17 protein-coding genes and 1 tRNA gene are annotated in these 21,074 nt (G+C 36.3%); 10 read left to right on the forward strand and 8 right to left on the reverse strand.

What is annotated here, in order from left to right:
• Positions 1-232: 232 nt before the first annotated feature.
• The 3 genes from AVL50_RS06440 to AVL50_RS06450 all read left to right on the forward strand — a co-directional run bounded on the left by AVL50_RS06440 (position 233) and on the right by AVL50_RS06450 (position 2,771).
• Positions 233-1,246, forward strand: a complete 1,014-nt coding sequence (locus AVL50_RS06440; protein ID WP_062615670.1) for a zinc-binding dehydrogenase — start codon at positions 233-235, stop codon at positions 1,244-1,246.
• Between the two features lie 185 nt (positions 1,247-1,431).
• Positions 1,432-2,202 (forward strand): SDR family oxidoreductase, encoded by a 771-nt coding sequence (locus AVL50_RS06445; RefSeq protein ID WP_062615803.1) that lies wholly within the window; start codon positions 1,432-1,434, stop codon positions 2,200-2,202.
• Between the two features lie 125 nt (positions 2,203-2,327).
• A complete protein-coding gene (locus AVL50_RS06450; RefSeq protein ID WP_044211250.1) occupies positions 2,328-2,771 on the forward strand; it encodes a MaoC/PaaZ C-terminal domain-containing protein in 444 nt (147 codons plus the stop codon).
• 259 nt (positions 2,772-3,030) lie between these two features.
• Here AVL50_RS06450 and AVL50_RS06455 read toward each other — a convergent pair whose 3' ends face one another.
• Positions 3,031-3,801, reverse strand: a complete 771-nt coding sequence (locus AVL50_RS06455) for an IclR family transcriptional regulator (RefSeq protein ID WP_062615671.1) — start codon at positions 3,799-3,801, stop codon at positions 3,031-3,033.
• A gap of 137 nt (positions 3,802-3,938) precedes the next feature.
• Between AVL50_RS06455 and AVL50_RS06460 the strand changes: the two genes are divergently transcribed.
• Positions 3,939-4,985: a beta-propeller fold lactonase family protein gene (locus AVL50_RS06460; RefSeq protein WP_062615672.1), complete on the forward strand. Its 1,047-nt coding sequence runs from the start codon at positions 3,939-3,941 to the stop codon at positions 4,983-4,985.
• Between the two features lie 112 nt (positions 4,986-5,097).
• Here AVL50_RS06460 and AVL50_RS06465 read toward each other — a convergent pair whose 3' ends face one another.
• The 7 genes from AVL50_RS06465 to AVL50_RS06495 all read right to left on the reverse strand — a co-directional run bounded on the left by AVL50_RS06465 (position 5,098) and on the right by AVL50_RS06495 (position 12,188).
• A complete protein-coding gene (locus AVL50_RS06465; protein WP_062615673.1) occupies positions 5,098-6,954 on the reverse strand; it encodes an ATP-dependent helicase in 1,857 nt (618 codons plus the stop codon).
• Between the two features lie 2 nt (positions 6,955-6,956).
• Positions 6,957-8,660: an ATP-dependent endonuclease gene (locus AVL50_RS06470; RefSeq protein WP_062615674.1), complete on the reverse strand. Its 1,704-nt coding sequence runs from the start codon at positions 8,658-8,660 to the stop codon at positions 6,957-6,959.
• 627 nt (positions 8,661-9,287) lie between these two features.
• Positions 9,288-10,013 (reverse strand): DNA-binding domain-containing protein, encoded by a 726-nt coding sequence (locus AVL50_RS06475; RefSeq protein ID WP_062615675.1) that lies wholly within the window; start codon positions 10,011-10,013, stop codon positions 9,288-9,290.
• 236 nt (positions 10,014-10,249) lie between these two features.
• A complete protein-coding gene (locus AVL50_RS06480) occupies positions 10,250-10,729 on the reverse strand; it encodes an energy transducer TonB (RefSeq protein ID WP_062615676.1) in 480 nt (159 codons plus the stop codon).
• Between the two features lie 132 nt (positions 10,730-10,861).
• Entirely contained in the window at positions 10,862-11,392 is a 531-nt protein-coding gene (locus tag AVL50_RS32690; protein WP_062615677.1) for a PDDEXK nuclease domain-containing protein, read from the reverse strand.
• Between the two features lie 112 nt (positions 11,393-11,504).
• Entirely contained in the window at positions 11,505-11,942 is a 438-nt protein-coding gene (locus AVL50_RS32695) for a DUF1016 N-terminal domain-containing protein (protein ID WP_062615678.1), read from the reverse strand.
• 173 nt (positions 11,943-12,115) lie between these two features.
• Positions 12,116-12,188 (reverse strand) — tRNA-Arg (locus AVL50_RS06495).
• A gap of 141 nt (positions 12,189-12,329) precedes the next feature.
• Here AVL50_RS06495 and AVL50_RS06500 point away from each other — a divergent pair.
• From AVL50_RS06500 to AVL50_RS06520, 6 genes are all read left to right on the forward strand, one after another.
• Positions 12,330-14,087 carry a DcaP family trimeric outer membrane transporter gene (locus AVL50_RS06500; RefSeq protein ID WP_062615679.1) on the forward strand — a complete coding sequence of 586 codons (1,758 nt, stop codon included), beginning with the start codon at positions 12,330-12,332 and terminating at the stop codon, positions 14,085-14,087.
• Between the two features lie 8 nt (positions 14,088-14,095).
• On the forward strand, positions 14,096-15,853 hold the full coding sequence (locus AVL50_RS06505; protein ID WP_157491177.1) for a DcaP family trimeric outer membrane transporter: 1,758 nt from the start codon (positions 14,096-14,098) through the stop codon (positions 15,851-15,853).
• Positions 15,854-16,095: 242 nt separating this feature from the next.
• Positions 16,096-17,781 carry a PAS domain-containing protein gene (locus AVL50_RS06510; protein ID WP_062615681.1) on the forward strand — a complete coding sequence of 562 codons (1,686 nt, stop codon included), beginning with the start codon at positions 16,096-16,098 and terminating at the stop codon, positions 17,779-17,781.
• Position 17,782: 1 nt separating this feature from the next.
• A complete protein-coding gene (locus tag AVL50_RS06515) occupies positions 17,783-18,439 on the forward strand; it encodes a response regulator transcription factor (RefSeq protein ID WP_062615682.1) in 657 nt (218 codons plus the stop codon).
• A 305-nt stretch (positions 18,440-18,744) separates the two neighbouring features.
• The gene (locus tag AVL50_RS32895; RefSeq protein WP_157491178.1) at positions 18,745-18,891 is read left to right on the forward strand and encodes a hypothetical protein; all 147 of its coding nucleotides are present in this window, start codon (positions 18,745-18,747) and stop codon (positions 18,889-18,891) included.
• A 584-nt stretch (positions 18,892-19,475) separates the two neighbouring features.
• Entirely contained in the window at positions 19,476-21,002 is a 1,527-nt protein-coding gene (locus AVL50_RS06520; RefSeq protein WP_062615683.1) for an arylsulfatase, read from the forward strand.
• Positions 21,003-21,074: the final 72 nt, after the last annotated feature.

The raw sequence follows: 21,074 nt of genomic DNA on the forward strand, positions 1-21,074 counted from the left end.
GCCTGCTACGCTAAACATTAAAAGTGATGATGTAAAAAGATCATAACAATGTATCAAAACCGATACTGTAATCATACTTCACACAAACACGTAGCAGGCTACGTGGCTACGGGAGTTTACAACATCATACTAAACTTAGACTAAACCTGAAACCAGGGACACGAATGTGAAGCGAAAGCATCATCCGTGTCCTAGAAATTATTTTGATAAAAAAGGTATAAAAAATAAAACAATGAAAGCATCATTATACGAAGGAAATCAAACCTTCACTGTTGTTGAAAAAGAAATAGAAGCACCTGCTGCAGGTGAGGTGAGAATTAAAGTAGCCTATTGTGGGGTGTGCGGTACCGATGTACATATTTATCATGGTATGATGGACAAGCGTGTCAGCATTCCTGTAACGATCGGGCATGAAATGTCGGGTACGGTAGATGCGGTTGGTGAAGGTGTGGAAGGGTTTCGTGTGGGCGAAAAAATCACAGTTCGTCCATTAGACAACAGAGGTGAAACGCCTGCTGATAAAGGACACAGTCATATTGCAAAAGCATTGAAGTTTATCGGAATTGACAGCCCAGGCGCCATGCAACAATATTGGAATGTTCCTGCTTTCACATTGCATAAACTGAAAGAGGAAACGGACCTTAAGTTAGCGGCACTTATTGAGCCTCTATCAGTAGCTTGCCATGATGTACGCATGAGTAAATTGAAAAAAGGCGAAGTGGCCGTTGTTTTAGGTGGAGGTCCTATCGGTTTGCTTGTTGCAATGGTGGCCAAAAGCAAAGGAGCTAGAGTTATTATTTCAGAAGTGAATGATGCTAGAATTAAAATGGCAGAAGACATGGGCTTTGAAGTAGTCAATCCTGTCATCACTGATTTAGTAGCCTATGTTGACCAACAAACAGAAGGCGGATTAGCGGATGTTGTATTCGAAGTAGCTGGCGTGCAAGCTTCATTAGATGTAATGACGGAAGTGGCAGGTATCCGTGGCCGTATTGTAATGGTGGCCATTCATGGAGAGAAAAAGCCCGTGGACCTGTTTAAGTTCTTCTGGAAAGAATTAGAGTTGATTGGTGCTCGTGTCTACGAAAAAGAAGATTACGAAGAGTCAATCCAATTGATCACAGAAAACAAATACAATTTCGATAAGATCATCACGGGCACAAAACCACTGGATGAAATCCAACAGATATTTGAAGACATCGACAACAATCCAACAGGGATGAAATTCTTGATCGACTGTCAATAGAATTTATTCTATCGGGCACCATAGTTAAAACTATGGGCTGGTGATAAACAAACCATTCCAAGACTGAAGTCTTGAAGGTTAAAAACGGAAATAACACTTTAGTGTTGTTGGAGTCAATATCACCTGCCCATGACTTCAGTCGTGGTGCACAAAACACTTACATCACACAGAAAAAAAATAAAGCAATGAGCGTTTTAAATACATTTAGTTTAGAAGGAAAAGTAGCATTAGTTACAGGTTGTAAAAGAGGTATCGGCATGGGTATGGCCGTTGCATTAGCGGAGGCTGGTGCCGACATTATTGGCGTAAGTGCCTCTCTTGAAAAAACAGGAAGTAATGTGGAAAAGGCAGTAACGGCATTGGGTCGTAAATTCTCTGCTTACACTTGTGATTTCTCCAACCGAGAGTCACTTTATGCTTTCATTAAAGAAGTGAAAGCAGACCACCCCGTTATTGATATTCTAATCAACAATGCGGGTACTATCCTTAGAGCTCCTGCAGTAGAACATCCCGACGAAATGTGGGATAAAGTAATTGAGGTAAACCAAAATGCACAATTCATCTTAACGCGTGAAATTGGTAAAGAAATGGTGGCTCGTGGCTCAGGTAAAGTGGTATTTACAGCATCACTTTTAACTTTCCAAGGTGGTATTACAGTGCCAGGTTATGCCGCTTCAAAAGGAGCAATTGGTCAGATGACTATGGCTTTTGCAAACGAGTGGGCCTCAAAAGGCGTGAACGTAAACGCTATTGCACCAGGTTATATCGACACAGACAACACTGAAGCATTACGTAACGACCCAGTAAGATCGGAACAAATCCTAGCACGCATTCCTTCAGGTCGCTGGGGTAAACCAAAAGATTTCGCAGGTCCAGCAGTATTCCTTTGCTCGGAAGCAAGTGCCTACATGCAAGGTGCAGTAATGCTTGTTGACGGCGGATGGATGGGGCGTTAAATTAAACAAAGGTACCATTTGTAGGGACGTTGTATTGCAACGTCCTCGCGAACCACAACACGAACCACTTTCCGTCTGTCTTCCCTTATACTTAATCCCTTCATTTTAACTTTTAAAAAACAATCATGCATATAAAATCACAATTTTTCGAAGACTACACACTAGGAGACTATAGAGAAACTCTTGGCAGAACGATTACAGAAACAGACTTTGTTGTTCATGCAGGACAAACAGGTGATTTCTTCCCCCACCATATGGATGCGGAATGGTGTAAAACGCAACCTTTTAAGGAACGTATTGCACACGGCACATTGACATTTAGTGTGGCCATTGGGATGACCGCAACGGAGATTAATCCAGAGGCATTTTCTAAAGGGTATGATCGTTTACGCTTCGTAAAGCCAGTACATATTGGTGATACCATTCATGTGAAAGTGACAATTTCTGAGAAATCAGAATCCAAGAAGCCGGAATTAGGTCAGGTGATTGAGCACGTGGAAGTCATCAATCAAAGAGATGAATTGGTTCTGGTTTGTGATCATATATTGTTAGCAAAGAAAAAAGGGTAGTAGGTTAATTATTAGAATGAGAAAACATGTTTCAAGTGTTAAGCGAAAGCGTCACTTGGAACTATTCTTTGGCGAAGTCTCCCGACTTCGAAATGAATAGATATTTCACTTTTGTGTTTCGAAGTCGGGAGACTTCGCCAATGTGTCATCACAAGTGACGCTTTCGCTTAACACTTGCGATATAAAAAAAAGAAATGCTTGACCTACTACATTTCAACTATCTACATCCCAACTTGGTGTATATTACATCATTTTGGGATTATTCTTTATCCGAAGGAACACCGCCGATAGAAACATTGATAGCGTCCACAGTATTTAAGATTTCACTAATAATATCGTCTTGAGAGACATTCTTTAATTGGGAAGTCAGCCCCGATACCACCAACACGGCCATCACTTCATTATTGATATCATACACAGGCGCGGCAAAGTCAGTAACCCCTTCCGTCAACGTACTTTTCTGCACAAAACATTTAAGGTCTTTCAAAGCCGACAATTCTTTCTCCAAACCTGCTTTTTCACCTTTCGATAACGCTTGGTATTCCTCCGATGCCTCCAAAATTCGCTCTCTTTCCGCTTCCGATTTATGGGCTAAAATAATCTTTCCCGAATTGGTCTGAGTGATTGGAAATACGCCCCCCACTTCCACAGATAGCGAAATAGGTGTCATGCTCTTCGCTTGGCAAATAATCAGTAGTTTATTCTGGTAGAAAAAGCTCAAGTGACAAGACTGATTAATGGTCTGAGAAAGCTGTTCCAAATAAGGCATAGAAGCTTTCACCAAGTAATCAATGGAAGAGTGATGATGGGACAGCTGGAACAAACGTAATGTCAATTGATACTTGCCCGAAATAGGCTCTTTATTGATATAACCTCTCTCCTCAAGGCACACCAACATACGGTAAATCTCGTTGGGTTTACGGTTGATCCCCGTTCCAATCTCCACCTGAGATTGTGGGACCGATTGAGCAGATAAAAATTCTAAAATATCTAATCCTTTGTCGAGTGCGGGAGAGTTATAAGTAGGCATATGCTAAATTTAGTTTCAACAAAAATAAGAAATTGTTCAAATTACAGGGTGTAAATCCTTCAGTATTTTTGAAAGTCTTATTTTCAATTTTATATCACAAGAATAATAGCTAAAATCAAAGAAACAAACTTAATGAAATGAATTTTTACACATCATCATACACCGAACATGTTGGGCCTGGCCTGTCAGGAAACGGCATCGGCATTCAATATTTTAATATCAATCCAACCACTTCCAAAATCACTTTACTGGAAAGTTACGAGACCATCAACCCTGGGTATTTTGCATTAAACTCAAAAGAAGAATTACTCTATACTTTCCAAGAAAGACAGCAAAACTTAGCTCCAAAATTACTTTGTTTTAAAACCAAGCAAGGAAAATTAGAACTACTCCAATCATTAGAAATCAATGGAGGATTACCCTGCCATATTTTACACCTCAAAAAGTACAATTGCTTAATCGTGAGTTGTTATGAAACCGGCAATTTCTTGAAATATGATTTAGACGAAAGTGGCATTCCTCTCCCCTTTTCTCAAAACATAAAATATACAGGAGGAAGCATCAATCAAGAACGTCAAGAAGGACCTCACGCTCACTTATCCTATTACGACGAAGCCCATGATCTTCTACTTCTAGTCGATTTAGGAAATGATAAAATCTATAGTCTGAAATACCAAAACAATCAGTTCGTACAAACCAACGAAGTAAACGTTCCTGCAGGTGGCGGCCCAAGGCATTTGGTACAACACCCTAACAATAACTACAGCTTTGTATCTAATGAAATGACAGGTGAAGTCAGTCTCCTCAAATGGCAAAACGACGCTTGGCAGTGGATCAAAAACGTCTCCATCATGACGCAAGACCACAATAATGTCGCCTCCGCTTCCGCCATCAAATTATCAAAATGCGGTCGATTTGTCTACTGCGGAGTAAGAAGCACCAACAGTATTTCCATCCTAAAATTTGATCCCGAAACAGAAGATTTAAACCTTATCGAAGAGGTACCGACGCAAGGCATCACTCCTAGAGATTTTGAAATTTCTCCCAACGGAAAACTTTTGATTGTAGGAAATCAAGACTCTGAATCTTTAGTTGCTTATTCTGTTTGTGAGGATAGTGGAATGTTGGAGGTTGTAGAGAAAGTGGAAGGGGTGAGGTCGGTTTGTTGTGTGGGGTTTGGGTGAATTATAGAAATTAAATATTAAAAATGCCAACTGCTAATATGTTATTAAAAGCAGTTGGCATTTTTTTATTTTAGGGAGTAAATAAAATAATAATAAGACTTAAGATAAAGGGTCAAAGATTGACTTCTTTAAAAAATTGGGATATTATTTGTTTTTTAGAATCACCCCAAGGCATAACTTTCTCAACTGGATATGAAATATGTAATACTCTTTTTGCTCTAGTAACAGCGACATAAGCAGCATTTTTTTCTTCATCTAATTTTTTAGAGTCATTTAATGATGAGTAGTATGGAAAAGTCCCTTCATTCATTCCCATTAAAAATACCACATCAAATTCCTTTCCTTTAGCCATATGTACTGTACTCAAGGTCAGAGATACTTGTTCTTTTACCTTAGAATGATCACCGTAACCCATCGTAATATATTTTCTAAAATTATGGTAATCCTTTTTCGTGTAGTTTTTACTTCTCGTAAAGTTGCTCCATAACTTTTTAAAATACTCATAATCACCAATTAGCAACTCATAATCCTTATCATTTTCATCTAAGCTACCAATATATTTTTGTATACTTCTAAAGATTAAAGCAGGTGATTTCTCTTCTTTTAAGATAACTAAGACCTGTACTAAAAAATCACTTATTTCATTATTTTTCTTTAAATCTGATAAAATATTTATTGCTTTTGTTTCTTCAGTATATTCAATTCTATAAAGGTCAAGTAACTGTTTATAATGAAATTCATCTCGTTGATTAATAATCACTCTACTACCTAAGTCAAATGCTTTAAAAAATTTAGATTCGAATTGTAAACCATTAGATGACCCTAATAATTCATAGGATAAATTTCTTTCTTTTAGTTGAGTTATTAATTGATTGAATACATATCGATTTCTAGCTAGTACCACAAAACTATCCAATGAAACTTTTTCTACAATGTCATTTAAAAAGGTTTCATTAGATAAGTAGTAATCTATTTTGTCAAGTATATATTTCGCTTCTAATTCTTCATTATCAAATTCTTGTAAATCAACATAACCTTCAATTGGAATATTTGCAATTGTGGCTACCTTATCTTTCCTTAATTGATTAGCAAGCTCAACTACTTTTTTCGATGACCTATAATTATTTGTTAATGATTTAATAATTATTTCTTTGTGAAATACTTCCTCTAATTTTCTTTTAGAGAAAAAATAAGGACTTGCTCCATTAAATTGATAAATACTTTGATTTTCATCACCAAGCATCAATAAATCATCATTAACTAAGTATTTAATAATATTAAAATGTGCAAAGTTTAAATCTTGAGCCTCATCTACACATATATATTTGTAAATCCTTTTATATAGAGATAGAGTTTTTGGATTATCTCTAAATAATTCAAAAACTTTCAATAAAACATCATCATAATCAATTGCATTTTGAGCCTGAAGAGCTGATTTATAAGAATTGTATAACCTAATATTTAAAGCCCAATTTGGTTTGTCATTATCTAAGTCTGTTTCTAATTTCCTTTTAATTCTACTAAAAAAAGTAAGAGCATTTGAAAAAAAATATTTTTTCTTATTACCTTCTGGTAAATTTATATAAGCTTCTTCAAATTCAGGGTTATCTTGAATAAGATCAGCTAAAATAGATTGTTTATCAATATCAGATTCAAAAATATGTGGAACATTCTCATACCCTAACTCACGATATTTTGACTGAATTATATTCATGCAAAATTCATGTATAGTTCCAATAAATACTTTATCTTCAATTTTATCAATATCACTTAAACGACTATTCATTTCCTCTGCCGCCTTAGCTGTAAAAGTTAAGCATAGAATTTTACCTTTTACTTTCTTTTCATTAATTAAATATCTAACTCGTTCTGTTAGTACTAAAGTTTTCCCACTTCCTGCCTTAGCAGTAACTGATATTAATCCGCTTTCTAGTCGAATTATTTCTTTTTGTTCTTCAGAAAGTTTCATATTTATATATCTAATGTGTCTTTAATTTCTTGAAACAATTCATCGATAATTGTTGGCAATCTAACATCACCTTGACTAATTATTTTTTCAGAATATATTGGGGCTATTTTTGTTTTCTTTTGTCTTAACTTTTCTAATACTTCATCTCTTGTTAAACGTGTTATTCTTTGAACTGTTGATGGTCTAGCTCTTTCATCTTTACCTACCATCTCTAAATCAATAATACTTTCTTTTAAGAGGTCTAGAAAATCATCTTCAATCAAATATTCTTCAATATCATAATTTAAACAAAAAACCCTTCCATCATTTTCTAAATTTGAGATATTTGCATTACTTAAAGCAGCACTTAAATTTCTTCTAATGTTATCATTATCATAATCTGAAAGTATAAACCATGGTATTTTTAATCCTTCGCAGAAATTTAAGAACGGAAAATATTTTCCTCCTCCATCAACGCTAATTACATTGATCCCTAATTCAAATAACTCTTTTCCAAAGAATTGTTTTCCTAAAATTGGTAAAGCTTGTTCTTCACTTTCTCCTTCAACTAGAATAATAGCATTACTAAAATATAACTCACCTCTTGTGTTTAAAACTTCTCTCTGTATTTTTCTTAAATCTTCGGGAGTAGATCTAACTAATTGGATATCATTTATTATAGTACCTAGTTCATTTTTAACAAAAAATCTGACTTCAGAAAGTTGTACTAGAGCTGATATATATGGAGAATGTGTACTTACAATCACTTGTCCGTCAACATCACTTAATTGTTTATATAAATGCCTTTGAGCATTAGGATGTAGGTGTGACTCTGGCTCTTCTAATGCTAAAAAATGATTATATGCTTCCCCTTCTTCTTCAGCAACTTGCTTTTCCCATGAAACAAAAGCTTTAGATGCTAATAACGAAGCCCAACTTCTTGTCCCCATACCTAAGTACTCAAAACTAAAATCATCAAAGTGTAGTTTTACTCCCTTGTGTATATCATGAATTTTTTTGGGAAATGGAGATACAGCAACTCCTCCATTAAGATTGCTAATTGTATCATTTAAAGATAAAAGGTTATCACTAATGTGAGTTAATACATCACTATTTTCAGTTGCAGAATTATTTAATTCAGTTAACCGATTTTCAATTTCTTGCTTTGCATCTTCATCCCATTTTATTTGTTGAATTAATTTGCCTAATGGAGATGTTTTTAATTTAATATCCTCTTCAATATCCCTTCTTGCATCAATAAATCGAAATGGTAATCCTTTTAATGAAAATTTAATAGCTGCACCTTCTACTCCTTCCCAACCAGCTAGATTTTTTCTATTTATTTCGACTCCTTTTTCAGTAAGACTAAAAGTACTTCTAAAAATGACTTTTTCATTATCTTCAGTCGCATCGATCGCTTCTCCTCCAAAATATGAAGCCCAAATCTCTCCATCAAATTCTTCAATTCGCTCTTTATTATCATTAAGTGGAATTATTTCTATGTCAATTTTAATTTCAGAGGCTCTTTCTGAATTTTCATTAATATAAAAATCATCTAATGTAAGTTGCCGAATATCATTTCCTAAGGCGAAAGATAATGCTCGTAAAAATGATGTTTTACCTACGTTATTCATTCCTACAAGAAGTGTAAAATTTTCTAAAGTTACAGTTGCTTCTTTAAGTGATCTAAAGTTCTGTATTTTAACTCTGTTTATTCTTATATTCATTTCTAAAATCAGTTTAGTTTATTATTTCCATACTCTACACCTTTATCTCTCTAAAAACCACACTCTAAATTGTATTTATTTGGGAGTTCGAGTTTCTAACTTTGCTATTATAACAAGTCTATTTGATTCTTTTTTTAGAGTAACATTTTATATGTGTAAGAATAGTTTAACATATTCTTATATGTTTTTTAGCTTGTTATACAGAATTTAAAGATAGTTCAAAAGCAAGATACTTTACAACATAATATTTAACAATAAATCAATTGTGTTACCTTTTACGCTATACACCACCCCATTTTACAAACCATATGATGGATAGCATACCATAAACACAAAAAAGCCCCTCAATATACCATTTTATACAAAGAAATAATCTCAAAAACTTACTTATTCCGATACCTTACAAATAATCAAACTAAACTCTACAGACACTTCCAACATGTTCCTTCTGTTCCCATTACTATGGGAAAGTGTTTCCCATCTATAGGGGACACCTATTCCCATTACCATGGGACAGTCTTTCCCATGAATATGGGACAAGTCCAACAAAAAATCCTTCTTACTCACCTTTGATATAACTCATAGGAAAATAAGAAGGATAGCTCTAAAACCTGCTTATAAACTTATTTAGCCAACCACTAATGTCGATCCAAGCTTTTCGTACCTTGGTTCTTTTAATAGTCTACTTTTACTGAATTGAGTGGCTAACTCTAATTCATAATTACCACTACTCAAAGCAGGTGTCATAAAAATGACTGTTTTATTTTCATTACTGACTAATTGTGTCACCTTCGTTCTACTCTGATCATCAAGGTTGATGAAGAATAGACCAACTTGATCTTTATAGTCTTCTGTTCCTTCCACTTTTATTCGATCACCATAAAGCGTAACGGCATTATTAGGTGTAATCTGAGCATTGACTTCACTCGTAAAACTATCCACCACTTTTAGTAATACAGGCCCTGTTTTGGCCTGACCCAAGATCGTTACCTTAGTATCTCCTATCAATTCTCTGATGTTCGAAGATAAGTTGACAGTAGCATTCAGTTGATGCTGTTTCGGGTCAAACACCTCTTCATAAAACACGCCACTAATTCCCAATCGGGCATTGATAAACCCCGTATTGATGTTATATCCTTGTGCCAAACCCTCACCTTTGACACGGTCAGCACGGTTCAGTAATTCTATAATAGTCTCTGTCTGATATTCTGAACCTTCTTTTTTAATACGGCTCGCAATAGCCTTATTGTCTAAAGTTCCTTTGCTTCTTACTCTACCGAAATAGTCATTGGGATCGGGAGTGACAGTCAGATCATACAATTGTACGTCTACTTGATTTGTTTTATTTGCCATGATACTAGTTTGTTTTTAAGTATTCATAAAAATTAAAAAGGATTTGAATCATTTCATCAGCATTCCATTTGTGATGCTTTGCATACCTTAAGCAGATTTTAGTAACGTTAGTTTTTTGGTATAGCAATGGAGAATCGTTGCAGTGAAATTTGCTTTCTCAAATCTGAAAACAATGACAGTGAATAGATTAATGTATTACAAGTGTTTCTATTTGTTGAATGAAATAAATAGATTGATTACCGCAAGCAGATATACATTGGTATTATTATTCGTGATGAAACTTTTACTCCATTACACAACCCTACCTCCCAATCTTCCTCAGATAATAATTGATATATTTCTTCTTGATCGAGAATTTCATCATGTGCCATTATACATTGCAAATCAGCAATTTCACCCTCTCTTGTAACTGTAAAAGTTATAAATATTCTACCTTCAACCCCTAACTTTTTAATGTTAGTGGGGTATTTCATATTCTTTGCTAGCTTCTTATATAATTGTGGAAGACCTTTTAAAGGTTTTGCAGGCTTATCTACAATATCATATACAACACCAGTCTTTGATGTTTCATAGTGATCATTACAACTAATAAGATCTTGTTGTGAAAACGCATTTAATGATGAAAAGAGAAGTAATGTGAACAGTATACTTTTTAAGATGATACCATCTATTATATGATCTTTTTCAATTACGATATTTCGAACACCCTTTTCCATGTATGCTAATTTGGTTTGTATGATTTAAACATACAACAAATAATAGTAGCATTCCTCCATAATATGAATGCAAAGAAAGGGTTGAATACCTTTGTTATAAGAAACATCTGTACTGTTTCACGTATTAATTGATCATAAAAGCTTCTTCAAAGTCTCTGCATCGGGCAAAGCTTCTTTTAATTCAGGAGGAAGTGTCTCCGATGTTTTGAAAGTGGAAACACCCATTGGTTTTGATAAATCTCTAAAGCTGTATTCTACTTTTTTATTTTCCTTTTCTTTACATAGGATAATTCCTATCGAAGGGTTTTCATGAGGTTGTTTCACCAAGTCATCCAACGCAGATAAATAGAAATTCATTTTCCCAACATACTCTGGCTTGAACTTTCCTTTTTTCAATTCAAAGGCAACAAGAGACTGTAAGCTTCTATGATAAAAAAGGAGGTCAATAAAATATTCATCCTCTTCTACTACTAATCTATATTGATTACCCATAAAGGTAAAATCAGAGCCTAATGACATTAAGAACTTTCTAATATTCTGAACAATTTCCCCTTCTAATATCCTTTCATCAATTTCATCATCTGCATCTTCCACATTTACAAAATCCAATAAATACTGATCTTTAAATGACCTCAATGCTTTATTAGACAACTTTTGTTTCATGGTATGCTCAAAATTATTAGGCAGTTCATTTTGTAAATGAGATTGGTTTTTAATTTCAGTACGCAAATGACGAACGGACCAGAAGTTTTGGGCTGTTTTGTAGATTATAGTATCATCCCGCTTTTTCTTCTTTAATTTTAGTGATAATCTCTAAATGTTGAGAAAAAGAGACGGATAAAAAAGCCTTTAAATCAATATCTCTTAATTCGGTCGTCAGTGACGAGCTAATTCTATTTTCTCCTTTCTCTAATTTACTCGTCAATGACGAGCAAATTGCATATTCATCTTTCCAAACGTTATAAAAGGATCTCATTTTAGAGATATTCTTCCCTGAAAACCCTCTCAACCCCGGTAATTCTTGTTGAAGTTTAGAAGAAATATCCTCCAATACTTTTGCACCCCATTTATTATTTTGAAACGCTGTCTCTACTAATTCTCCAATCGTAAAATAAAGACGTAACATCTCTGCATTCGCAATTTTGGCTACGGCATATCTACTTTGTAAAATTTGTTGCTTAAGATCTTTAATGAAATTGGCAGGTACTAGCATAAAGTCAATAGTTATATGGTTACAAAAGTAAAGATAGATAAAATAGAACGGATGGTGAATATTTTAGAAATGCTAAACTATCCTTGATAGTACAAACAAAAAAATGCAAACCGCCCTAACGATACCGTTTAAGCAGTTTGCATTTTTTCCGAGTAGATTAAATACATACCTAGTAGCCCCACCGGGAATCGAACCCAGATCTTAAGCGCCGGAAGCTTACGTACTAATCCGTTGTACTATGGAGCCATTTTTTTGTTTTGTGCGAATATACGACCTTGTGCAGACTCAAACAATAGGATTATTTTCAAATTCAAGGTAAAATGATGTATTTTGTATGAGGTATTTCTTTCTTTTGATCAATCTAAACGCTGAATTAACTCGTTTTCAATGAGATTCTCTCTTAAACTATATATTTATCTAATTCCTGTTTTTTTATTGCTTTCTAATGAAGCTTTTTCTCAATGGATGAAAGCGCAGGTGAATCATGACGTATTTATGCGTGATAGTCATGGACCTAATGGACATGTGATGATGACCTTAAAAAACGGGAGAAACTTATTGGCACTTCCTATTGACAGTAACGAGTCTTATATACGTGTTTGGGATTATCAGACGGGAAAGCGAGGCTTTGTGTATAAAAAATACCTGACCTTGTATGAGATTCTGCCTAGGGTAGAGTTGAAAGAGCTTTCCAATCATGGCACGCTGAAACGTGGGGGAACGACCTTGCACTTGGAAAATCAGTTTAAGAAGGATATTAATTTTGAATTGGATCAGATTCCGTATCAGTTACAGCCTTATGAGGAAATCACTTTGAGGATTCGTGAGGGGGAACATGGTATTTGGATCAGCCGGGATGGTGCGTTTCCTTTTTGGGGAAGTTTGACGCTGGCCGACAGTGCGGAATATGTGCTAAAAATCAATGAAACGGAAGAGGTTTTGGTAAGTGAACTGTATCCTATTTTATCGCATCAGGATACGGTGCTGACAGAGTATTATTCTGTAGACACGGTAAATGTCACCCCTAAAGTGAGGGTAGATACGGCGAGGATTGTCAACAATAAACACCCTCAGGATTTGGAGGAATCGAAATCCAAAATTGGAATCAGAGGATATGTAAAATTAAATGCTATTTATGATTTCAATGGGCTTTCGGATGTGGACCGTTTTGTGCCGGTTGAAATTCCTGTTGGTGATGAGCGAAATACCATCGACAGAGGTTTTTATATGGGAGCAAGACAGTCACGTTTGGCGTTTTATTCTAATATCAAAGCGAAAACGGGCTATCTGAAAATCTATATTGAAGCAGATTTTGCGGGGGGAAGTACTATTCAGATGCTTTTCCGATTGAGGCAGGCTTATGCGGAATACGGTTTCCTTACCATCGGACAAACGTGGACCACTTTCGCCAACCTTGAAGCAATTCCTTTGACGGTAGACCGAGAAGGACCGAACAGTTCTATTGCCATTCGCCAAGGGATGGTCCGGTGGGAAAAGAAAGTGGGATATACGGACAATGAATTTGGTGTGGCTATTGAAACGCCCACTACCGCTTTTTCGGACTCCATTGCTGTAGATCAACGACAGAAATATCCTGATATTAGTTCCCGTTATAAGGTCAAATATGACAAAGGGCAGGTACAACTTTCTGGCCTGTTCAGAATCATTTCCCATACAGATATTAACACCAATCATGTCACCAACACGGCCGGTTATGGCATTATGGTGAGTGGTAAACAGTACATCGAAAACAAAGACAATATCCTGTATTTTCAAGCGGTATATGGAAAAGGCATCAGCAGATATGTGAGAGCATTTCGAAATTATTCTATGGACGCTTTTGTGAATCCTGCCGATAACAGCGTTTTTATTCCTCAAACGTCCGGTGGATATCTTTCATTTGAACACCATTGGTCGGAAAAGCTTTTCAGCAACATTACAGGTGGTGTGACTTGGTTGGAAAATGCAGAATGGCAAGCGGAAGACAGCTATAAAAGTAGTTACTACGGCAGTATCAATAGCTTTTGGTTCGCCTTCGATCGTATGCAATTAGGGGTTGGATATATTTATGGAATCCGAAGAAATAAAAACGATGTGCAAGGCTACGCTTCTCGGTTCCAAATGTACATTAGATACGATATTTAATGATGACCATGAAGCAGTTTTCATCCCCTACATATCGTCTTTTCATCACTCTTTTAATGGTTTTCATCCATCAAAATACCTTCGGGCAATGGATGCGTTCTACCGTTGAATATTCTACACATCTCCGTGATCATCGTTCCATCAACAGCCCTGCCTTGATGCATTTGGAAAAAGGTAGAGACATTTTGGCCCTGCCCTTACACGAGGAAAGTCAATTTGTAAAAGTGTGGGATTATCAAACTGGAAAAAGAGGTTTTGTATTAAGCAAAGAGCTAGTGTACATTGATACCCTCGCCAAGGCTGACTTATTTGTTCCCAACTTCCAAGGACATATTCATCGAAAAGAAGCATTGCTTCATATCGAAAACATTGAAGAATATTCCATCATTGTAGAGATAGATCAATACCCTTATGAGATTGCTCCTTACAAAGAAATCAAATTGGCTTTACCCGAAGGGCAACATGGCATTTGGGCTTACAGAGATGGTGCTTTACCGTTTTGGGGTGATATCGAATTAAAAGACAGTTCTGAGTATATCATCCAAATCAAAACAACGGAAGATGAAGATGTGATTATGGCGGATATTCAACCCGTAGAGCATGTGGTAGATACCGTAATTGTGGAAAATCGCTATGAAAAGACATTGACTTTCCTTCCAAAAATAAAGATTGATACCACCAAAATTGTAGACAATAAACACCCTCAGGATCTTGAAATGGCTCAAACCCCTTTTGACATTCGAGGCTACGTCAAACTCAATGGTTTATATGATTTCCATGGTCTGGCTAGAACAGGCGGTTTTCCACCCTACGACATTCCAGTGGGTGAAGATAATATTCTGAATCCCGGTTTTTACTTAAGTGCCCGTCAATCAAGATTGGGTATTTCTTCCAATATTCTCACGGACCAAGGCTACATCAAACTTTTTATTGAACTTGATTTTGTTGGTGGAGGAAATGCATTGGATTACGTTCGACTGAGGCATGCTTATGTCCAATACGGCTACCTCACCGTTGGGCAAACCTGGACCACTTTCACGGACCTCTACTCTACCCCACTGACAGTTGATAATGAAGGTCCCAGCAGTTCGTCTTCCACCAGACAAGGTGTAATTCGATACGAAAAGAAAGTAGGTAAAAGCGACAATGAGTTTGCAATAAGTTTAGAGACACCTACCCGCAATTTCTCTGATACAATTGCCGTTGATCAAAGACAATTATGGCCTGATGTTGCTTCTAGATATAAAATCACATTACCTAGAGGTCAGATTCAAGCGGCAGGACTTTTCAGAGTATTATCACAACACAATCCCGATGATCAAGTAATTTCTAAAATCGGTTATGGATTGATGATTTCGGGTAAAAATTCTTTCAAAGACAAACATAAAATCTACTATCAGATCATTGGAGGCCGTGGCGTCACCCGATACATTTCAGCCTTCTCTTCTTATAACCTTGATGCAGTAGCAAGCCCTACCAATGATATTTATGTACCGTTTTCTGCTGGTGGTTATTTCACCTACGAATATTATTTTAAACCTAATTTATTCCTCAACTTCGTCAATGGCGTCTCTTGGATCGATAATGCCGAGTGGCAACCCGATCATACTTTTGAGAAAAGTTATTACACCAGTGCCAACCTCTTTTGGTTTCCTTTTGACCGTTGCAGAACGGGGTTAAGTATTGTTCAAGGAGAAAGATTCAATAAAGATGGGCAAAGAGGCAGTGCTTGGCGATTTCAAATGTATATTCGATACGATATTTAATGCATGCTCTTCATGTATAAGAGTTCTGACGGATGCTATAATTTTGTTAGAAATCAGGAGATTTCTAGTGATCTTTTAGGCACGAATGACGCTGTCGCTTAACATCCGCGCCAGTGGTTCTGATTTCCTATTCCTAGCGCAAATGTTATGCAGAGCGTCATTTGTGCTTTAGTGATGAAAAGAAGTCTCTGACTTCTAGTAAAACATTTCTACATTAGTGTTATAATTAGTTGAATGAAAGCATGATGAAAATCAAAACCACTTTTACCGGTCTCTTTGGAGCAATCATTTTACTCCTCCTTATCCTTTCCCTGCTTTTTCTCGCTTTATTGAGCAACAGAAAAGAGTTTGGTAAAATGCAGTTCAATCGTCATGAAAGTATAATCGTCAAAAATGAGATTGAAGACAGTAGCCGGGAACTGCATCAACTGTTGTTGCATTACATTACAAGTGAAGATGAAAAATACCACCAAGAGTATAACAAGCTAAAAAATAACATTCAACTCATTAGCATTGATACGTTGCGATTGGATCAAACGGAAGAAAAAAAGATCAAGAAAGGGCTTCAAATGTTAGACCTTCAACTCGAAAAAGAAGCACAAATCCTCCAGCATTATCAGCAATATAATCGTGATTCAGCTTTTCAATATTTATATCAAGAAAGTTATTTGCAACTGATCACTACACTTCATCGAGAGTTGGATCAATTTGAAAGTGATATGATACGAAAAACCCAAAATGTTTGGGAGTTGAACCGAGCAGAAGGCTTCCAATATTTTTATTCCTCCCTTACATTTTTGTTGTTCATTCTGGTCTTTTCATGTATCTCATTTTATCTGATCCGAAAAAGATTACAGCGACAAGAAGTCATCGATTTTCGTTTCAAGGAAAGTGTTGAAGATCTCAAAAAAGTCAAACAGGAACTAGAGAAAAGTGACGAGCGTTTCACATTAGCCGTGGAAGGCACCGGACTTTTGATATGGGATTTTGATACACAAACTAAGATCATCAATTGGTTTCCCAAAGGCTGTAGCTTGTTTGATTATCCTTATGAAGAGATCATTCCAACGCTGGATTTTCTAAGAGGACATATACATAAAGATGATCTGGAGATTTTACAAAAACAGATCGAACATCATAAAGCCACAAGAGAAAAGATTTATTTTGATGCCCGTTTTTATACGAAAGATAAAACGCTGAGATGGTACAGATGTCACGGTGCTCCCGTATATCAGCAAGGGGAACTCGCACGCATTGTCGGTACTTTTAATGATATCACCGAACAACTCCATCAAGATGAAAAAATAGTGGATGCTATTCTCGAAACAGAAGACAAAGAAAGGAGTCGTATCTCTCGTGAGATTCACGACAATCTGCAACAAACCATGTCAACGGCCATTCTCAACCTTGAAAAAGTAAGAGCAGAAGCGGTGATTACGAATGAAGAAGAGGAAAAGCATTTTAATATTGCTTATAGCTATCTCAAAAAAGCCATTCAAGAAAGCCGAACTTTGGCACACAACTTAATGCCAAAAGTGGTCAGTGCTAATGGTTTGGTATCGGCAATTCAAGCTTTAATTTCTGCTTTGCAAGGCACCACCTCTACGGAAATTCATTTTTATGAAAATTTAGGGGAGGAAAGAGTGAAACTTTCTGTAGAGATGACGTTGTATAGAATTGTACAGGAAAGTATCAATAATATGATCAAACATGCCGAAGCTTCTCAATGCACCATACAGTTGTTGAAGCATCCTGATATGATTGTATTAACGATTGAAGATGACGGCGTGGGGTTTGATTTGAATACCAAAGTAGATTCTTTTGGGCTCAATAGTATGAAAACAAGGGCCAATGCTGTTGGTGCCTATTTCCAGATCTCATCACAAAAAACGAAAGGAACAGAAATCATTTTTGAACTTGGAATATAATATGAATACACCTATCAAATTAATATTGGTGGATGATCACATCATGATCAGAGAGGGATTGAAATCGTTCTTGCATCAAGACCAATTTCTAATTGTAGGAGAAGCTAACAACGGTCAGGAGGCATTAGAACTTCTGAAGGAAAACGAAGTCAATGTAGTGGTGACGGATATTATGATGCCCGAAATGGACGGCATTGAATTATCGAAGGCCATCACAAGAGAATATCCTGATGTGCAGGTACTCGCTCTCACTATGATGAATGAAAATTACAACATCAAGAAAATGCTGAGTGCTGGTGCAAAAGGTTATGTACTGAAAGACTGTACGCAAGACGATTTGAGAAATGCTATCAAAACTGTTGCTCAAGGAAAACCTTTTTATTCTTCTGAAGTCACCAATATCATTATGGAAGGACTTTCCAGCATTCCTTCTTCTAAAAAAAGAGTGTCTTCTGAAATCCCATTGACAGGAAGAGAAAAAGAAATACTCCACTTGATCTGTAAGGAATATTCTAATCAAGAAATTGCCAACGAACTCTTTATTTCTACTAGAACAGTGGAAACTCACAAGAGAAATCTTTTGGAGAAAACAGGTGTGAAGAACGTAGCCGGCCTTGTTTTATATGCTATTGAACGAAAACTTTTTGATGATTTGTAAAAAAGAAGGTGAGTTTTTCAAGCACCATAGTTAAAACTGAAGGAGATAAACAAAACCTTTCCAAAACTGAAGTCTTGAAGGTTCAAAGCGGAAACATCACTTTAGTGTTGTTAGAGTCAATATCACCTGCCTATGACTTCAGTCATGGTGCACAATAGAGCTACAATTTTTAAATCTAAGGGAAACACGCAAAAATCTAAACTCCGGTTTATACAGACCTATGCCTCAGCACTGTACTCTACCTTTGTAATATCAAAAATGAAAAATCGGTTTTAAATATTACAAACAATACAAATAGTACAGACATGAAAAAGTTCAAATTATTCGTTTTAGTGATCTCATTGTTTAGCCTTTCAACAATCACATCTTGTAATAACCAAGATGAGGAATTAGGACCAATCACACCGGAGCATCCGATCGTTGATCCTATTCCTACTCCATTCTCAGAATAAATTATAAGGATAGAAAATGAAATGAAGCCTTCATTACAATTGTAGTGAGGGCTTTTCTGCGTTTAGATTTATCCAAACAAAAAAGAGAAGTAAATTAAATTACCACTGGCGCGAATGTTAAGCGAAAGCGACATTCGTGCTTTTCAGATCATCAGAAATCTCCCGATTTCTAAATATTACGAACATTGAAAACATAGTCTACATCACTCTAAGGGAAACACGCAAAAATCACTTATACCGAAATTACAGAACCAACTCCACTACACGCCTATTACTTTTGCATCAGTAATAAAGAAAAAGCAGTAATTGAAAACAGTAACTTAATGGTTTTAGTAAGCGAAATCTTCAAGATGCTAAACTTATAAACCGTTTAGACCTGAGTGGTATTACTCGATTCCCATCAACACCCAGGTTCTAGACATCATAATTAATTGGTTTAAGCCTTCCCTACCTCTGTAGAGAAGGCTTTTTTTTAAACTTCAAATCAACTGTGTGATTCACGTAGATTTCTAAACTCCTGTTTTCCCTCTCAATTCTCCGCCCTGTACACTTTAGTTTTGTATCACAATCAATCAGAAAGAATTATGAAAAAATATCTATTTCTTGTCTTGCTTTTCGCTTTAAGTGAAATGACTTATGCGGACAAAAAGCCAAACATTATCATGATCATGACAGACGATGTGGCACCACAAGATTTGTCGATCTATCATAGAGGATTAGGAGCCGTAAATACTCCAAATATAGATAAGATTGGTAACGATGGAATGATGCTAACGGATTATTACGCACAACAAAGTTGTACTGCAGGAAGGTCTTCTTTTCTTACGGGTCAGTATCCGATCAGAACAGGATTGACTTCTGTTGGACAACCAGGTTCAAAACTAGGACTTAATGCAAAAGATGTAACACTAGGAGAACTATTACAAGATCAAGGGTATGCTACGGCACACTTTGGCAAAAGTCACTTGGGTGACCGAAACGAACATTTACCTACCGTTCACGGATTTGATGAGTTTTATGGTTTCCTATATCATTTAAATATGATGGATATGCCAGAACAACCTGAGTTTCCTGATGACCCCAACTTTGTTGGACGACCACGTAATGTGATCTACAGTAAAGCCACTACTACTGATGATACTACCGTAGATCCTCGTTGGGGAAAAGTGGGTAAACAAGTCATTGAAGACCGAGGTGAACTAGGCAAACTCAGACAAGAAACATTTGATGACGAGGTATTGGAATATTCTCAAAAATGGTTGACAGAAAAGAAAAAAGCAGACGAAAACTTTTTCTTATTCTTCAACCCATCAAGAATGCACCAAGAAATCTATGTCAGTGACAAGTGGAGAGGAAAAAGTGGACATAGCACCTACGCAGATGGTCTTTTACACCTTGACTATCTAGTAGGTGAACTCCTAAACACGTTGGAGGAAATTGGTGAAGCTGACAACACAATTGTGATGTTTACTGCTGACAATGGTGTCAACTTAGCACACTGGCCTAGTGGTGGTACGGCTTCTTTCAGAGGGGAAAAAGGAACTACTTGGGACGGTGGTTTCAGAGTACCAATGTTAGTAAAATGGCCTAAAAATATTCCTGCAGGAACATGGAGCGGTGAATTATTTACAGCAGAAGACTGGGTACCTACTTTAATGGCGATGATTGGAGAAGACAACATCAAAGAAGAACTTTTAGAAGGTAAAGAGGTCAACGGAACAGAGTTTAAGGTACATATTGATGGTTATAATCAGATGGATGTCCTTACTCAAAACGGAAAATCGAAAAGACGAGAATTTTTCTTCTATGCCGAAAACGAACTGCAAGCCATACGTGTAGATCAATGGAAAATCTACCTTGCCGTGAAGGATGAGTGGATAAAAGACTCTGAAAAATTGCCAGGAGGTATGATTGTGAACTTAAAGTTAGATCCTTATGAAAGATCTATTGATACTCCAGGGCATTTCTTATGGATGAAAGAGAAAACATGGGTGTTGCCTACAATTGCTCCTCCATTAAAAGCTTTTGCAGAAAGTATGAAGGATTTCCCTCCAAGACAGAAAGGAGCAGGAATTGGAGCGGCTGCCATCTTAAATCAACTGAATAAGTAGTATTTTATATAAATAAGGAAAAAGGATGTCGATAAAGACATCAACTTAGTTTAGGGTTAAAACCGATGTAAA

Source organism: Flammeovirga sp. SJP92, assembly GCF_001583495.1.
In the GTDB taxonomy this organism is placed as follows: domain Bacteria; phylum Bacteroidota; class Bacteroidia; order Cytophagales; family Flammeovirgaceae; genus Flammeovirga.

Excerpts from the sequence above, each read along its gene's own strand:
- AVL50_RS06440 (WP_062615670.1), top strand. The coding sequence starts at position 233 with ATGAAAGCATCATTATACGAAGGAAATCAAACCTTCACTGTTGTTGAA.
- AVL50_RS06445 (WP_062615803.1), top strand. The coding sequence starts at position 1,432 with ATGAGCGTTTTAAATACATTTAGTTTAGAAGGAAAAGTAGCATTAGTT.
- AVL50_RS06450 (WP_044211250.1), top strand. The coding sequence starts at position 2,328 with ATGCATATAAAATCACAATTTTTCGAAGACTACACACTAGGAGACTAT.
- AVL50_RS06455 (WP_062615671.1), bottom strand. The coding sequence starts at position 3,801 with ATGCCTACTTATAACTCTCCCGCACTCGACAAAGGATTAGATATTTTA.
- AVL50_RS06460 (WP_062615672.1), top strand. The coding sequence starts at position 3,939 with ATGAATTTTTACACATCATCATACACCGAACATGTTGGGCCTGGCCTG.
- AVL50_RS06465 (WP_062615673.1), bottom strand. The coding sequence starts at position 6,954 with ATGAAACTTTCTGAAGAACAAAAAGAAATAATTCGACTAGAAAGCGGA.
- AVL50_RS06470 (WP_062615674.1), bottom strand. The coding sequence starts at position 8,660 with ATGAATATAAGAATAAACAGAGTTAAAATACAGAACTTTAGATCACTT.
- AVL50_RS06475 (WP_062615675.1), bottom strand. The coding sequence starts at position 10,013 with ATGGCAAATAAAACAAATCAAGTAGACGTACAATTGTATGATCTGACT.
- AVL50_RS06480 (WP_062615676.1), bottom strand. The coding sequence starts at position 10,729 with ATGGAAAAGGGTGTTCGAAATATCGTAATTGAAAAAGATCATATAATA.
- AVL50_RS32690 (WP_062615677.1), bottom strand. The coding sequence starts at position 11,392 with ATGAAACAAAAGTTGTCTAATAAAGCATTGAGGTCATTTAAAGATCAG.
- AVL50_RS32695 (WP_062615678.1), bottom strand. The coding sequence starts at position 11,942 with ATGCTAGTACCTGCCAATTTCATTAAAGATCTTAAGCAACAAATTTTA.
- AVL50_RS06500 (WP_062615679.1), top strand. The coding sequence starts at position 12,330 with ATGAGATTCTCTCTTAAACTATATATTTATCTAATTCCTGTTTTTTTA.
- AVL50_RS06505 (WP_157491177.1), top strand. The coding sequence starts at position 14,096 with ATGAAGCAGTTTTCATCCCCTACATATCGTCTTTTCATCACTCTTTTA.
- AVL50_RS06510 (WP_062615681.1), top strand. The coding sequence starts at position 16,096 with ATGATGAAAATCAAAACCACTTTTACCGGTCTCTTTGGAGCAATCATT.
- AVL50_RS06515 (WP_062615682.1), top strand. The coding sequence starts at position 17,783 with ATGAATACACCTATCAAATTAATATTGGTGGATGATCACATCATGATC.
- AVL50_RS32895 (WP_157491178.1), top strand. The coding sequence starts at position 18,745 with ATGAAAAAGTTCAAATTATTCGTTTTAGTGATCTCATTGTTTAGCCTT.
- AVL50_RS06520 (WP_062615683.1), top strand. The coding sequence starts at position 19,476 with ATGAAAAAATATCTATTTCTTGTCTTGCTTTTCGCTTTAAGTGAAATG.